11 protein-coding genes, 1 tRNA gene and 2 pseudogenes are annotated in these 15,494 nt (G+C 39.9%); 11 read left to right on the top strand and 3 right to left on the bottom strand.

What is annotated here, in order from left to right; genetic code table 11:
- Positions 1 to 61 precede the first annotated feature (61 nt).
- The 8 genes from efp (at position 62) to F988_RS07045 (ending at position 8,532) form a co-directional block, all read left to right on the top strand.
- Positions 62 to 631 carry an elongation factor P gene (gene efp, locus F988_RS07080; RefSeq protein ID WP_004652839.1) on the top strand — a complete coding sequence of 190 codons (570 nt, stop codon included), beginning with the start codon at positions 62 to 64 and terminating at the stop codon, positions 629 to 631.
- Between the two features lie 192 nt (positions 632 to 823).
- Positions 824 to 2,926: a carbon starvation CstA family protein gene (locus F988_RS07075; protein ID WP_004682153.1), complete on the top strand. Its 2,103-nt coding sequence runs from the start codon at positions 824 to 826 to the stop codon at positions 2,924 to 2,926.
- Between the two features lie 2 nt (positions 2,927 to 2,928).
- Complete coding sequence (locus tag F988_RS07070) at positions 2,929 to 3,231, top strand: YbdD/YjiX family protein (protein ID WP_004682151.1); 303 nt, start codon at positions 2,929 to 2,931, stop codon at positions 3,229 to 3,231.
- 79 nt (positions 3,232 to 3,310) lie between these two features.
- On the top strand, positions 3,311 to 4,270 hold the full coding sequence (locus tag F988_RS07065) for an AAA family ATPase (protein WP_004682149.1): 960 nt from the start codon (positions 3,311 to 3,313) through the stop codon (positions 4,268 to 4,270).
- A gap of 13 nt (positions 4,271 to 4,283) precedes the next feature.
- On the top strand, positions 4,284 to 5,201 hold the full coding sequence (locus F988_RS07060) for a DUF58 domain-containing protein (protein ID WP_004682147.1): 918 nt from the start codon (positions 4,284 to 4,286) through the stop codon (positions 5,199 to 5,201).
- Between the two features lie 2 nt (positions 5,202 to 5,203).
- Positions 5,204 to 7,207 (top strand): transglutaminase TgpA family protein, encoded by a 2,004-nt coding sequence (locus tag F988_RS07055; protein WP_004682146.1) that lies wholly within the window; start codon positions 5,204 to 5,206, stop codon positions 7,205 to 7,207.
- 19 nt (positions 7,208 to 7,226) lie between these two features.
- Positions 7,227 to 7,303: transfer RNA gene (locus F988_RS07050), tRNA-Val, on the top strand.
- Between the two features lie 206 nt (positions 7,304 to 7,509).
- Positions 7,510 to 8,532 (top strand): tyrosine-type recombinase/integrase, encoded by a 1,023-nt coding sequence (locus tag F988_RS07045; RefSeq protein ID WP_004682144.1) that lies wholly within the window; start codon positions 7,510 to 7,512, stop codon positions 8,530 to 8,532.
- Positions 8,533 to 8,555: 23 nt separating this feature from the next.
- Here the strand turns inward: F988_RS07045 and F988_RS07040 are convergent, their stop codons facing one another.
- Both F988_RS07040 and F988_RS07035 read right to left on the bottom strand, forming a co-directional pair.
- Positions 8,556 to 8,858 (bottom strand): hypothetical protein, encoded by a 303-nt coding sequence (locus F988_RS07040; protein ID WP_004682142.1) that lies wholly within the window; start codon positions 8,856 to 8,858, stop codon positions 8,556 to 8,558.
- A 252-nt stretch (positions 8,859 to 9,110) separates the two neighbouring features.
- A complete protein-coding gene (locus F988_RS07035) occupies positions 9,111 to 9,803 on the bottom strand; it encodes a hypothetical protein (protein WP_004682141.1) in 693 nt (230 codons plus the stop codon).
- A 501-nt stretch (positions 9,804 to 10,304) separates the two neighbouring features.
- Here F988_RS07035 and F988_RS07030 point away from each other — a divergent pair.
- The 3 genes and pseudogenes from F988_RS07030 to F988_RS07020 all read left to right on the top strand — a co-directional run bounded on the left by F988_RS07030 (position 10,305) and on the right by F988_RS07020 (position 13,552).
- Positions 10,305 to 11,252 (top strand): MobA/MobL family protein, encoded by a 948-nt coding sequence (locus F988_RS07030; protein WP_004682139.1) that lies wholly within the window; start codon positions 10,305 to 10,307, stop codon positions 11,250 to 11,252.
- A gap of 67 nt (positions 11,253 to 11,319) precedes the next feature.
- Positions 11,320 to 12,384: pseudogene (locus tag F988_RS07025) on the top strand (IS701 family transposase).
- A gap of 56 nt (positions 12,385 to 12,440) precedes the next feature.
- Positions 12,441 to 13,552 (top strand): annotated as a pseudogene (locus F988_RS07020) (HlyD family secretion protein).
- A 39-nt stretch (positions 13,553 to 13,591) separates the two neighbouring features.
- Here F988_RS07020 and F988_RS07015 read toward each other — a convergent pair.
- On the bottom strand, positions 13,592 to 15,427 hold the full coding sequence (locus tag F988_RS07015; protein ID WP_004682132.1) for a 3-hydroxyacyl-CoA dehydrogenase: 1,836 nt from the start codon (positions 15,425 to 15,427) through the stop codon (positions 13,592 to 13,594).
- Between the last annotated feature and the right edge of the window lie 67 nt (positions 15,428 to 15,494).

The following is a 15,494-nucleotide window of genomic DNA, read 5'->3' as shown; positions in this document are numbered from 1 at the left end:
ATGCCTGTACTTGTAGTCTAGCATTAATAGAGTTGAGTTTTAAGTTTGGAGTGCGCCTTTCATGGCCTATTATTCTACAAATGATTTTAAAGCAGGCCTCAAGGTTATGCTTGATGGCAACCCATGTTCAATCATGGAAAACGAATATGTAAAACCAGGTAAAGGTCAGGCGTTCAACCGTGTGAAACTGCGTAACCTGCGTTCTGGTAAGGTATTGGAAAAAACTTTCAAGTCAGGTGACTCTTTGGAAGCCGCTGATATTGTTGAAGTTGAAATGGATTACCTCTACAACGATGGCGAAATGTGGAACTTCATGGACCCTGTATCTTTCGAGCAAATCGCTGCTGACAAAACCGCAATGGGTGATGCTGCGAAATGGTTAAAAGACGATTCAAATGAAAAATGTACCATCATGTTGTTCAATGGCGTACCTTTAACTGTGAGTCCACCGAACTTTGTGGTATTGAAAATCGTTGAAACTGATCCAGGTGTACGTGGTGATACTTCTGGCGGTGGCGGTAAGCCAGCGAAACTTGAAACAGGTGCTGTGGTGCGTGTTCCATTGTTCGTACAGCAGGAAGAAAGTGTTCGTGTAGACACGCGTACAGGTGATTACTTAGAGCGTGCATAATCGTAAATGAGTAGCACTGCTACGTAAGATACACGATTCTCTAAGGGGTGATTAAACAATCATCCCTTTTTTATGCCAAAGTATTAGATAAATCATTTTTGATAAAAGATAAACTGACAAAGATATTTTTCTACAGAAAATAGAGAAAGCGAAATCAAAATAACCACAAATTATGTATTGGAGAGGTTTTGAATGGAGACAACACAAGCAAAATCAACACTCCCCTCAAAACTCCTATGGAGTTTGGTTGCCATAGTCGGGGCAATTTCATTTGGGATATTGGCGGTGAGTCGCGGTGAGCATGTCAATGCGGTTTGGCTTGTTCTTGCCGCAGTTTGTGTTTATAGCATTGCATATCGGTTCTACAGTTTATTTATTGCAACAAAAGTCTTTGAATTAAATCCTAAACGCTTAACACCAGCACATCGTTTGAATGATGGTCTGGATTATGTCCCGACCAATAAATATGTTTTATTTGGACATCACTTTGCAGCGATTGCGGGTGCAGGACCGTTGGTGGGACCAATTCTAGCAGCACAGATGGGTTATTTGCCTGGAACAATCTGGCTTTTGGTGGGTGTGGTGATTGCTGGTGCAGTGCAGGATTTTCTGGTTCTGTTTATTTCAACACGGCGTGATGGTCGTTCCTTGGGAGAAATGGCAAAGCAGGAACTCGGGACTTTTGCAGGTGTCATTGTTATGCTCGGTACATTGGGCGTGATGATCATTATCCTTGCGGTATTGGCTTTAGTTGTTGTAAAAGCCTTGGCACATAGTCCATGGGGTGTGTTTAGTATTGCCGCCACCATTCCAATCGCCCTGTTCATGGGTATATACATGCGTTATCTACGCCCAGGGAAAATTGCTGAGGTTTCGATCATTGGCTTTGTGCTAATGATGGCGGCGATTGTCTTTGGTGGTGATGTAGCAAAAGACCCTTACTGGGGGCAATTGTTCACCTTAACTGGAACTCAACTGACTTGGGCACTGATCATTTATGGTTTTATTGCGTCAGTATTGCCTGTGTGGTTATTGTTAGCGCCTCGTGACTATCTATCCACCTTTCTTAAAATCGGTGTGATTGCAGGTCTGGCTGTTGGGATTATCTTTGCCATGCCTGACCTGAAAATGCCTGCGGTGACTCCTTTTATTGATGGTACGGGTCCTGTATTTGCAGGCAGTTTATTTCCTTTCCTATTTATTACCATTGCCTGCGGTGCGATTTCAGGTTTCCATGCACTGGTTTCTTCTGGAACAACCCCAAAACTGGTTGATAATGAAGTCAATATCCGCATGATCGGCTATGGCGGTATGTTAATGGAATCTGGCGTTGGGATAATGGCCATGATCTGTGCAACAGTGCTTGATCCTGGGGTTTATTTTGCGATTAATGCACCAGAAGCAGTTCTGGGCACAACCGTGGATACGGCTGCGGAAGCGGTGCGTAATCTAGGTTTTATCGTCACACCTGAGATGCTGACTGTGCTTGCTCAGGAAGTTGGTGAAAGTTCAATCCTTTCCCGTATGGGTGGAGCGCCAACTTTTGCGATTGGTATGGCTCATATCATTTCGGAAATTTTCAATAGCCGTTCCATGATGGCATTCTGGTATCACTTTGCCATTCTGTTTGAAGCCTTATTCATCCTCACTGCGGTAGATGCGGGAACACGTGCCTGTCGTTTCATGGTGCAAGATACGGTCGGTATCGTGGTGCCAGCGGTGAAACAATCCAGCTCATTCTTTGGAAATCTGGTCGGAACTTTTGTTGCGGTTGCAGGGTGGGGCTTCTTTGTTTATCAGGGCGTGGTTGATCCACTGGGTGGTATTAATTCTTTATGGCCATTATTTGGAATTGGAAATCAAATTCTTGCTTCAATGGCATTGATTTTGGGTACAGTCATTTTGTTCAAGATGAAAAAAGAGAAATATGTTTGGGTCACCATTGTCCCAACAATTTTCCTGTTCATTACTTCAATGACCGCGGGTTGGCAAAAGATTTTCCATGAAAATCCAAAGATTGGTTTCCTTGCACAAGCCAACCGTTTTTCTGACGCGATTGCACGTGGTGAGGTGCTTGCTCCAGCCAAAACTGTTGCTGAAATGCAGACCATTGTTATGTCCAATCAGATCAATGCCGCATTGTGTGGCTTCTTTATGATTGTGGCGATTGTGATGGTAATTGCCTCAATTGGAATTGTACGCCGTGCATTGCAAAGTTCTGTACCTACTGTCAATGAGGCACCCGCAGTTTATTCAGAAACACCGATGACCGCGAATAGCATCAAGGGAGAGTAGGCATGGATTTTAAGATTGCTCGGCAAGGAAGTGCTGTGATTGTGAAGATTATTAAATTCACCATCATGTCGCAAAAGCACTTGCTTTTATCTCCGAAGAATTGGTCTCGTATTGCAACTTTATGGCAAAACCTGCAAAAAAGTTTTCGTTTGATGGTAGGTGTGCCTGATTATGAAAACTACGTAAAGCATATGCAAGCGCATCATCCTGATTTAACGCCTATGGATGCCAAGACATTTTATCGGCATTGTATCGATGCGCGTTATCCGTCAGCAGGCGGTAATATGAAGAAATGTCCTTGCTAGAAATCTTTTGATTTCTTTGAAAAAAAGCAAAAACAGTGTATGTTGAATCATGCACTGTTTTAGGTTGGGGGATTGCGTTATGTGGGGCATGGAAAAAGCTTCGGTTCAAGAGAAAAAACAACAAAACCAAGAATTAGAACAAGATATTAAAAGCTTTAGCCAAAAGATCGATAAATTTTTAGTGGAAGTGAACCAGCTTATTCTGGATAAACCACAACAGACTAAACTTGCCCTGACCTGTTTATTGGCAGGTGGCCATGTATTGTTTGAAGACTTACCAGGATTAGGCAAAACGACTCTAGCCAGTGCCTTGGCTCGTCTAGCAGGGCTGCATTTCCAGCGTATTCAGTTTACCAATGACATGCTGGCAAGTGATGTCATCGGGATCAATATCTTTAATCAAAAAGAACATTTATTTGAGTTTAAGAAAGGTCCGATTTTTACCCAAATTTTGCTGGCTGATGAAATTAACCGTTGTAGCCCCAAAACACAGAGTGCCTTGCTTGAGGCAATGGAAGAGGCGGCAGTCACGGTGGATGGGATTCATTATGACTTACCGCAACCATTCTGGGTGTTGGCGACCCAAAATCCCCTGTTTCAAAGTGGAACGTATGCCTTGCCTGAGTCGCAGCTTGACCGTTTCTTGATGCGTTTATCGCTCGGTTATCCGTCTCGCCAAGCTGAAAAATTACTGTTACAACAAAGTTCACGTCAGGTTTTAATTCATCAATTAGAAGCAGTATTTACGCAAGTTGATATTTTGCAATTACGTGAATTAGCAAAACAGGTTTTTCTCAGTGATACGGTGCTAAATTATATTCTTGATTTAGCGGCTGAAACCCGTAAGCAACGGCATGGACTTTCTACCCGTGGCGTTTTAGCACTCAAGGCAGCAGCTCAGGCCTATGCACTGGTTGAGGGACGAAGCTTCGTCACCACCGATGATGTGCAAACGGTTTTTGTGGCGGTGGTTGCGCATCGTCTAAGTCTGGGAGAGGTTGAGGTGAAACAGCTTTTGCAGTCAGTTGAAGTCTTATAGTTGAGATTGACCTATGCAGAATGGACTTAGGCAGCGAGTACAGCATTGGATTGCAAAACGCTTTCAGGTGGATGGCAGTAAAACACTGTTGCAGAAAGATGTTTTGGTTTTCATTTATAAGCAGGGTTTCTTATATCTCATTTTGATCCTGATTACCTTTATTGCTGGGATTAACTATGCCAATAACCTGATTTTAGGATTCTGCTTTTTAATCAGTGCCATTTTATGTATTAGTTTTTACCTGACTTTCAAACAGTTGCACGGCTTACAAATTGAAGTTGTGCCGCCAGAAATTGGGCAGGTTGAACAGGCTTTAATGCTCAAGCTGCTGTTTAAACAGCCAGCAAATAACAGTCGATATCTGCGTGTGCAATGGCAACAACAGGAACAGATTTTTTTTCTTGAGCAGGCTCAACAAACTTTAGAATTACCAGTTATTCCGCAAAAACGGGGTATCTACGATGTAGACTCAGTAAAAATCTATTCCACCTATCCTTTAGGGCTGGTACGGGCTTGGACTTACCTATATCCCAAACAAAAAGTCTGGATTGCACCCAAAGCCTATGAGTGGCAGAAAGAACATAAGCAGCAAACTACAAATGCACATGATAGTCTGGATGAGTTTAAAGAGTTGAGAGCATTTCAGCAGGGTGATTCCTATCAAAATGTCGCATGGAAGCAGGTTGCGCGTGGGCAGGGATTTTTTATCAAGATGTTTGAAGCTCAGGCCAATCATCAACATCTGGAAATTGATTATCAACAGATTCCAGCACAGGGGCATGAAGAAAAGCTCAGTTTCATGATGGGCTTGATTGAGCAATGTGAACAGTTGGGTGATGACTACGCGGTGATTTTGCCACATGCGCGATTGGAAAGTGGACAAGGGCAATCACAGCTCATCAAGGCTAAACTTTTACTGGCGCAGGCTTAATGATGACCAAGCAAATCTATTTCTGTATTTTGGCTGCACTGGCATTTGTCTTGATGGGGCAAGTCGCCTTTATTCCAGTCACCCTAAGTGGATTATGGGGTGTGGTTTGGTTAACACTGGTCTGGCGATATAGAAAACAAAAAATTTCACCATTTCCACGCTTATTTTTAGTTTTTTTCTCTTTATTGTCTTTAGGTCTTATTTATTTAAATTATCAAACTTTACTGGGAGTAGAAGCAGGAGTCGCATTTTTAAGCACCTGTTTATTTGCCAAAAGTCTGGAGGCTAAAAATACCCGGGATCTGCTGATCGTGTTCAACTTTGCTTTATTCGTTAGTGCGAGCTTACTGTTGCACAGTCAGGCATTCTGGATGGCGGTACTTGTATTCGCATCATTTGTGATGTGCCTGATGGGATTGTATCGGATTCAGACCAGCTTATTTAACAACAACACCATATCTACCAATCAACTGAAACAGGACATTAAACAGATTTTTAAGTTTGTTGGTATTGCAACGCCGTTCTTTATTTTACTGTTTATCTTCTTCCCACGTCTGCCTCCTCTGTGGTCAATTCCAATTCAGAAAGATCAGGCAATCACAGGGATTAGTGACCGCATGTCACCTGGGGATATTGCGGAGCTTTCGCAGTCCTCGGCATTGGCTTTTCGTGTGGTCGCAAATATGTATCAGTTGCCAAGTCGCAATGAATTATATTGGCGTGCTTTGGTGCTGGATGAATATGATGGCACCACCTGGACCAGTAGTTTTTTTAATCAGCAAGTCAAAAATATACAGTCTACCTCCCATAGTGTGCCATACCAATATCTGCCTGCCGATGAACAGGCAAACTGGATTATGGGTTTGGAATATTCGATTCCTCAGGGACGTTATTTACAGCTTTATCAGGATGACAGTATTCGACCAACCCGATTGATTAAACGTAATCAACCCATTCAAATGCAATGGTTGGGGCGAACATCAACAGAAGCTGTTTCTTTGTCACCACGTCAGCTTGAATTCAATATCAGGTTTAAAGAGGGCAGTGATAAAAAAGCCCAGCAATTGGCGCATGAACTGTTTGAGCAGAGCCAGCAGCAACCTGAAAAATACATTCAATCAGTGCTGTCTTGGTATCGTAAAAATGGCTTTGTCTATACCCTGACACCTGGCACTTTGGGTGGAGATCGCATCGATCAATTCCTGTTTTCAAGTCGAAAAGGTTTTTGTGAACATTATGCCTCCAGTTTTGTCATGCTGATGCGTTATGTTGGAATACCTGCACGCGTGGTGACAGGCTATCAGGGTGGGCAACTTGCACCTGATGGTCAAAGTTGGGAGGTTCGTCAACTGGATGCACATGCCTGGAGTGAGGTTTATCTCAATGGCAAGTGGAAAAGAATTGATCCGACTGCAATGATTGCCCCACAACGAATTGATACGGGGATGCAGGATTATCTGGCAGAAGATCAAACAGTTTGGGGCGATAATCAAACACAGGCTTGGCGTGTTCAGCAGTTTAAATTATTAAAAAATATGCGTATCTGGAGCGATTATTTAAGTTATCAATGGCAAAGCAAAGTCGTAGGATATGATGCCGAAAAACAGAAAAACTGGTTGGCTCGACTGGGGCTGGATTCAAGCTATGGCTATGCTGTGGTTCTCATTTTAGGAATCGGTGGTGTTTTAATGCTTTACGTTGGTTTCTATTGGTGGAAACAAAGCAGACGTCAACAGCAATATCAACGTATCATTTTTAAATTTCAAAAACAGTTACCGAAATATTTGCAAAAATATCCTGCTGAAACTTTCCATTGCTGGATCAAACGTTTGTCTTTACTTGTTGAGGATCAACAACCATTTGAAAAAGTAATTGTGTTATATCAAAAAATCGTGTTTTTAGAACAAAAGAATGGTTCCGATATTCATCAATTCACGAAGTTGCTTAAAGACTGCGCAATTGCACTCAAACAGTCCCAAAAAACTTGTGAACACGCTGAAAAATGAATATTATACTTCTCATTCTAGGTGTATAGCTCAGTTGGTTAGAGCGCTACGTTGACATCGTAGAGGTCAGCAGTTCGAGTCTGCTTATACCTACCAAAATTTTATACTTAATTATCAAATAGTTAAGTCGCTAAAATTAAGGTAATTTAAGAGTTTTTAATGCTAAATTGGTCAGCTTGATGGTTTAAAATCGTCAAAATCTGCGTCAAAAACACCTTATTATTTCCGTTTTAGCACCAAAACGCCCCCAAGTTTACACTTGGGTTTTGTGTCTGGTGCTGCTACGACACCAAGGTGGATTTATGCAAAAACCAGTGAAGCGCGGCAATGCTTGGCGTATTCAAGTACGCTATAAAAATCTTAGAGACAGTGTCACACGTGATACTGCACGAGAGTGTGAACAATGGGCTGCTATTCGTTTACTTGAAATGAAAGCTGAGTATGATCCTAAAAAAACTCAGATGCAAAAACCATATTTTTCATTCTTTATCCTTTGTCAAAAATATTATGATGAAGTTGGATATAAGAAAAGAGGTAAATCCTTCATAAAACAACAAATAAAAAGAGAAACATTTAAAAATTATTTTGGTGAACTTGCTGAAAAGTCAATTTATGAAATTAAACCTATTGACATAAAAAATTGGCGAGATAAACGTTTAGAGAAAGTCGCACCTGGGACAGTACATAGACAAATGTGTTTATACACATCAGTTTTTAATTATGCCAAAAATGAACTTTTCTTGATTGAAGACAATCCATTCGCACAGGTCACTAAGCCAACTAAACCTCCCGCACGCAATCGACTAATAAGTCATAGTGAAATTGAAATCATACTTAAGGCGCTTAATTATACAATTGGAACAAGGCCCCAAACACCAAGACAGTATGTTGCATGGACTTTTCTTTTTGCGATTGAAACTGCTATGAGAAAAGGGGAGATTCTAGGGATAACGTGTAACAATATCTATCCTGATTACATACATTTGCCAATCACAAAAAATGGTGATGCTCGTGATGTTCCCTTATCTAAAGAAGCACGTGATCTTCTCAATCTAATTCCCCATACAGATCGAGTAAAATTGATTCCACACAATTCCAATTCATTTCGATTAATCTGGCAAAGGGCAATTGGAAAAACTGAATTGAATAATATAGTTCACTTTCATGATACACGGCATGAAGCTATTACTCGACTTGTGAACAAGCGTAAACTACCAGTTGAGATACTTGCTAAAGTGACAGGGCATCGAGATATTAAAACTCTGATAAATACTTATTATAATCCGAATGCTTCAGACATTGCTAAAATGATGAATGCTTCATAAGTAATTGAGGGAGCAATTGCTCCCTATTTTTTTCTGTTTGCACCACGCCTGTTTGTTACCTTGAGATTCTCTAAAACTGGTATAACTTCATTTGGATCATAAAGATGCTTGTTATCAGTACCTCTATTAAAAATTCTCAATTTTTCAATAAGTGCTTTGCGCGAGATACTGAATCGTTCTTGTAACCAAGCAGCGTCTACACGATTAGGCAACTGTTCTGTTTTAAGTTCAATGACTTTTCCAATTTTGGGAATAGTCTCATTTAGAAAAACTTGTGGAGGTTGATCGGATTCAACTACCATGAAATATTTGTTTATAATTCCCATATTATGTCCAATTAAAAAATAGATTTAAAAATAATTGCAGAGGGTCAGCAATACAATTACTTATAAAATATAATTTAACAAATTAATTAAAAAAAAGATGAGATATGTTTAAAAAAACAAAAAAAAGACTTATTTTTTTATTATGTCAGTAAATAATCTTTTGTTAGTTTTAGGTAATAACAACGTTGACTGCTTATCTCATTTAAAATAAATGAGATAAACGTATACTGCTTTATCTTTTAATCTATATTTCTATTTAAAAGGATTTTTAGGATCAGATAAAATCGCGTTTTTCTTGTCGTTAAAGCTTCTACCTTGCTCTGAAAATTTAAATTCTTTGATTTCTGATTCTAAAAACAGCTCTTTTCTAAAATAATTTTTTATTTGATAAAGCTCTATCATTTTAAGTGTATTCTCAAGATAATTCATTTCAATATTTTGTGATTTAAAAAATGATATAAGCACACTTCCAAGAAAAAATTTCTCATGATTCTCTTGCTTTCGATCTTTTATCTTTTGTTTTACTTGTCTATAAGAACTATGAAATGAATTTTTGATTTCATCATGTGCTTTTTGTTTTATTAAATCAGGAACTCTTCGATTGTAGTTTTTTAGCATCCTTAAGGCTATTTTTAATCTTTCATCAGTCTGAGAGAAATGGTCTTCATATCCACTAAAATCAACAATGTCTTTTTCAATATCAGAGCGATCACTTTTTTTGATTGAGCAGATAGTGTCCATTACTTCTTCTAATCTATTTAATTCTAAAACTTTATGATATTTATTCCTCAAATTTTTAATGTCTTCTTCTGTAAATTGATTTGCAGTTTTTGATCGAATCAATTGTAGTATTAACTCATCTGAATGAGTGCGTCTTGCTATCTGTTTTAAGTGCTTTTCAACACTTAAAATCATTTCATCTACTGTTAATCTAGTTCTAGCCATTTTTAAACCATCTGCATTTAAGAAAATGTTGGTATATCACAGAGTCTTAAAAAAAATCGTCATATGTTGTGTTTTTCAAAAAAAACTACTCTTCTGTTAGTTTTAACTGTTAATTTATGGCTGTTAATGGTGGGGCAGATAAAAAATCTTTTTTGCGAATGCAAAAAAGATTTTTTATATCTCGTTTCCGTGTCTTTTAAATTTCGCTTCGCTCGCTTTAAAAGACACTTCTCCTCGTGCTGCGCAGCACTTTTAGTTTTAAGCAATTGATTATTATATAATTTATGCGTTACTCATGTTTTAGATTTACTGTTTCTACATATAAAAAACACACAACTAAATTATTGTTTTTATTATATAAATTGAAACTATGGGAGTGGTATTGCTCATGCGTTTTAATTGAAAAAATATTTTTTTTCATTTTTCTTCACGAAACGAATCATGAATTTTTAAAATTTTGTAGGATCCGATATTCCAATTAAATTAATATCGGAAGTAAAAATGTATTATTTTCATTTAAGTCATAACGTTAAAGGTGATAGTCAAATAAAATTGAGTGATGGTGATTCAAAGTATCGACTCTCAAAAAGTGCATATCACTATATTACGCGTACTTTATATTTTTCAAAGCATAAAAGTGACATTGAAGAGCTTGAATATTGTGCATCTTATAATATGCCGATTTGGTCTGAAAATAATCCTGAAAATTTTTGGTATGCAGCAGATCAATATACAAGTGAGACTAGACGAACCTCATCACATATTACAATCGCTTTGCCAAAAGAACTGGATAGAAATAAATGTATCGAATTATCTGAGAGACTGATGTATGAGTTCTGTGGTCAATATAAAATGCCATCAACAATCGCAATTCATAATCATGTGGCTGCGCTCGATGAGCAGTCAGAACAGCCACATTTACATTTATTATTTTCAGAAAAAAATATGTTGGATAATATTCAACGTTCCCCAGAGCAATTCTTTAAGCAATATCGTCAAAAAAATCCTGAAAAAGGAGGCGCATTAAAAATTACTGCGGATGTGCTTGGATTTGGTCGTAATATATTATTTCACTACCGAACACAAACTGAAAAAATAATAAATGAATTTTTAGAAAAATATGCACCCACAAAAATTATAGAAATTCATGGTATGGAAATCGAAGTGAGCAGTGCAGTATCGTGCTTATCTAATGAAGATTATAATAAAAAACATGGAACCAATTTAAAAACAGTCCCACAAATTCCAAGGTCATTACTCTATAGCACTGATCCTGAAGATCAAAACAAGGTAGCAGAATATAGAAAGAACATTCGGGAAATTCGTCAAAATAATCTGTATGAACTTTATAAAAAAGAGTATGAGCTAGCGTTGGCTAAAAAACGTGAACAGGAAAACCAGAATAAGCCACAACTTGATCAATCTAAAAAATTTGATTTTGACTTCTAACTGAAGTTACGCAGCCCTTTAAAAAAGCGCTATCATAACAAAAAAAGTAGTCAGCGAGAGTAAACAAATGAACAAAGACATGATAGAACTCTACAGCGACTACCTCATCGCAAGTTTTGGGCAAACCACCGCCACAGGACTTGCCAATCTACTACAAGGGAGCATCTACCATGACAGCATCACCCGCTTTCTAAACAGTGAAACACTCACCGCCAAAGAACAATGGCAACTGATTAAACCCATGCTAAGACAGCATGAAAATGCCACACCCAATGCCATCGGCTATCTCATCTTTGATGACACCATACAGCCCAAACCGCACACAAGCGTCGACGACATCAACTGCTGGCACTACGACCACACCCAAAACAAAAATGTCAAAGGCATTAACCTGCTTAACTGTCTGTATCATCGCAAAGATATCGACATACCCTTAAGCTTTGACATCATCACCAAACCCAATGTCTTTACCGATGACAAAGGCAAGGTTAAACGTAAAAGTGATAAAACCAAAAATCAGCGACTGCTTGATATGTTTGATAGGGCAATCAAAAACCAAGTCAAATTCGACTATGTATTAGCCGATTCTTGGTTTTCAGCCAAAGCAACATTCAAACATATTCGTAAAGCTAACAAGCATTTCATCTTTGCGTTAAAGTCAAATCGCTTGGTGGCTTTAACCCCGGATGATAGAGAAAAAGGTAACTTTGTACGTATTGATGAATCTAATCTACCCGATAATACCCCTGTTCACGGCTTTTTAAATGACTATCATGATGAAGTCTTGTTATTACGCCGAGTCTTTACAAACAAGGACGGTTCTACAGGGGTGTTATATCTAGTATGCTCAGATTTGCAATGCGACAAGGATAAATTTATCAACGGCTATCAAAAACGATGGCAGGTTGAAGTGTATCATAAGTCGTTAAAGCAAAATGCCAATTTGGGTAAGTCGCCTGCTCATAGCCAAAGGGCTCGGTTTAATCATATGTTTTAAGCCACGTATGCGGTGTTTAAGCTTGAGTGTTTGAAGATCAAAACCAAGTTAAATCATTTCGCTTTGCGTACGAAGTTACTAATTTCCGCTAATCAGTCGGCTTTTGCCCAGCTTAAGGCTATTAGCGGTGCGTAACTTCAGTGATAAATAAAATTTAATCAACAATAAAATGCTTACGGAAAACCCAACTCATGAGTAGTGAACCAACAACCCAGAATGATGCGCCAGCTGATGACAGCGATAATAAACCCACACAGGCGCCTGAAAAGATTATCAACCCTAGGGCGCTTACCTTAATTATCATGTTGGTGGTGTTTTGCTCGGTGTTGGGGTGATTTTATGGGCATGGCATTTGGGTCCGTTTAATACGCCACTGCAACAAACCGAAAACAGTTATGTCAAAGGCAATATCACCCTATTGTCGGCACAAATTAATGGTTATATCGAAAAAGTCTACGTCACCGATTTTGAGGACGTCAAACAAGGTCAGCCGTTAGTTAAAGTCAGCAGTGCTAACTACTCACAGCAAGTAGTACAAGCGCAATCAGGGCTGGAACAAGCGACCACCAATTTAGCCAACCAGCAACAAATCATCGAGCAGCGCAAAGCCGATGTCAAAGCCGCGCAGGCAAAAGTAGCACAAGTTAAAACCCAGCTAGCATTGTCTATCCAACAGCTTAAACGACTTGAATCCTTGGTCGGTGTTGGCGCCGTGTCACAAAATGAAGTCGATACTGCCAAAGCGGCAGTTAAAAACAATGAAGCACTGTTGAGCCAAGCAATCGCCAGTGTCAATGTCGCCCGCGAAGGTCAAAAGACCGCGGAAGTGGCAAAAATTGGTTTGGTGGCACAGATTAAAAGCGCCAATGCACAGCTAAATCAAGCCAATACCAACCAAGAGTATGGCTTAATCACCGCCCCGACCTCAGGTAAATTAGGGCAAATCAATATCCGTACCGGTCAGTTGGTGACACAAGGCACGCAGTTGGTTTACCTCATTCCAAAATCGATGTGGGTCATTGCCAATTTTAAAGAAACCCAAATTGATAAAATGAAAATCGGGCAAAAAGCGTGGTTTACTGTCGATGCCCTAGGCAAACAAAAATTTACGGGGGTAGTCAAAAGCATCTCCCCCGCAACAGGGTCAGAATTTAGTGTCATTAAAACCGACAATGCCACCGGTAATTTTACCAAAGTGGTACAGCGCATTTCTGTACGCATCGACATCGATGGCAACCAAAGTCGTCTGAATGAATTGATGCCAGGCATGTCGGTAGTGGCAACGGTAGATACGTCAAGTTAGCAAATTCACCCTTTTTTATTCTCCTCTGCCAAACGCAGTTTAGTCAGATAAGCTTAAAAAATCTTTCGCTAAATAAGCTGGGTTAGGATATTGATAGAACCCCTCACCCGTGGCTTCACCCAGTTTGTTGGTATCGACCAGTTCTGCTTTAAGCTTTTCAGCGGGCTGCTGCAAAGAAGGGTCCGTTTTTGCCAGTTCATTAAAGATGTTGTAGTTGGTTCTCATGCCATTTTTATCCAAAATCGCCATCGGTCCAAAGGGTGAACCCGTGGCTATCATCCACGTTTTATCAATGGTAGCGGCATCAGCAACGCCGTTTGCCCACAGTTTTAACCCCGCTACCAATAACGGAATCAATAAGCTATCAAGCACATAGCCCGATTGTTCTTTTTTCACCGCTATCGGTAACATGGCAATGGCTTTGGCAAATTCGATGACGTCAGCATAGACTTGTGGGTCGCAGCTTGGGGCCGCCATCAACTCCACCGTATTACGGATATGGATATGATTGGCAAAATGCAGCATCAAGAATTTTTCTGGACGGTTAGTAAAGGTCGATAACACGCTTGGCAATAGCGTCGATGAGTTACTGGCAAACACGGTTTTGGCAGGGGCGGCAGCTGAGGCTTTTTGATAAAAATCTTGTTTGATATCTAAGCTTTCTGGCACCGCTTCAATCAATAGGTCTGCATCTTTTAACGCCTCATTCAAGTCCGTGGTATAAGCTAAATTTTTGCTAGCTGCTGCCACTTGGGCATCGGTTTCACCTAGGTCATGCTGATGCTGATTGGCAAGGTCGGTAAAGCGGGTTTTCGCCTTAGCAATCGCGTCATCGTTAATATCATAAATAGTCACATTAAACCCATGAAACGCACATTGCACCGCAATTTGGTTGCCCAATACGCCACTACCTGCCACGGTAATATTTTTATAGGGTACTTTGGATAAATCCGCTTTGGGTGGTTTTAAAAAGTCAGGATTTTTAAAGGCGGGATTGGGGTATTGATAAAATCCTTCGCCCGTTGGCACGCCCAGTTTATTTTTCTCGATGTACTCTTTTTTGAGCATATCAACGACCGCTTGGTCTTGTTGTTTGCCCTTAGCCACAGCGAGCTTGTAAATATTGTAAGGGGTAGTCAGCCCCAGCATATCATAAAAAGCAAATGGTCCCATCGGCGAGCCTGTGCCAAGCATCCAAGTTTTGTCGATGGTTTGAATGTCAGCAATGCCTTGGATATACAGCTGCATCCCTGCATTTAACCAAGGATTGAGTAGTGAATTTAGTACATAGCCCGAGGTTTCTTTGTTGACGATAATAGGCACCATGCCGATTTGTTTGGCAAACGCGGTCACCGCATCAAATACATTAGGGTCAGTATCGGCATGCGACATAATTTCGGCAAGATTGCGCTTCCAAATCTCATTGGCAAAATGCATCATCAAAAACTTAGCAGGACGGTCGGTAAATTTGACCAAATCACTGGGCAACATGGTAGATGAGTTACTGACAAATACGGTTTTTTCGGGTGCGGCTGCTGAGGCTTTTTGATAAAAATCTTTTTTGATGGCGACATCTTCAGGCACTGCTTCAATCAACAAGTCTGCGTCTTTTAAGGCGGCGCTTAAGTCTGAGCTATAGCGCAAGTTTTGTTCAGCCTGTTTGGCTTGTTCGCTTGTTTCACCCAAATCATCCTGATGACGTTTGGCGATATCGGCAAATTTGGTTTTGGCTTTATTGAGCACCTCATCATTGATATCATACACAACGACTTTAAAACCATGAAACGCCGCTTGTACGGCGATTTGATAGCCCAAAACACCACTGCCTGCGACTGTGATATGGGTAAAATTAACAAGAGGATTCGACTCTGACATACAATACTCCTAGATTGATTGGCAAATACGCAACTTTATTTTTGGTATTATCGTATTTGCTAATCAC

It is taken from the genome of Acinetobacter parvus DSM 16617 = CIP 108168, assembly GCF_000368025.1.
In the GTDB taxonomy this organism is placed as follows: Bacteria; Pseudomonadota; Gammaproteobacteria; order Pseudomonadales; family Moraxellaceae; genus Acinetobacter; species Acinetobacter parvus.
Note: the sequence above shows the minus strand (reverse complement) of the source record. Positions and strands in the feature narration are given on the sequence as shown.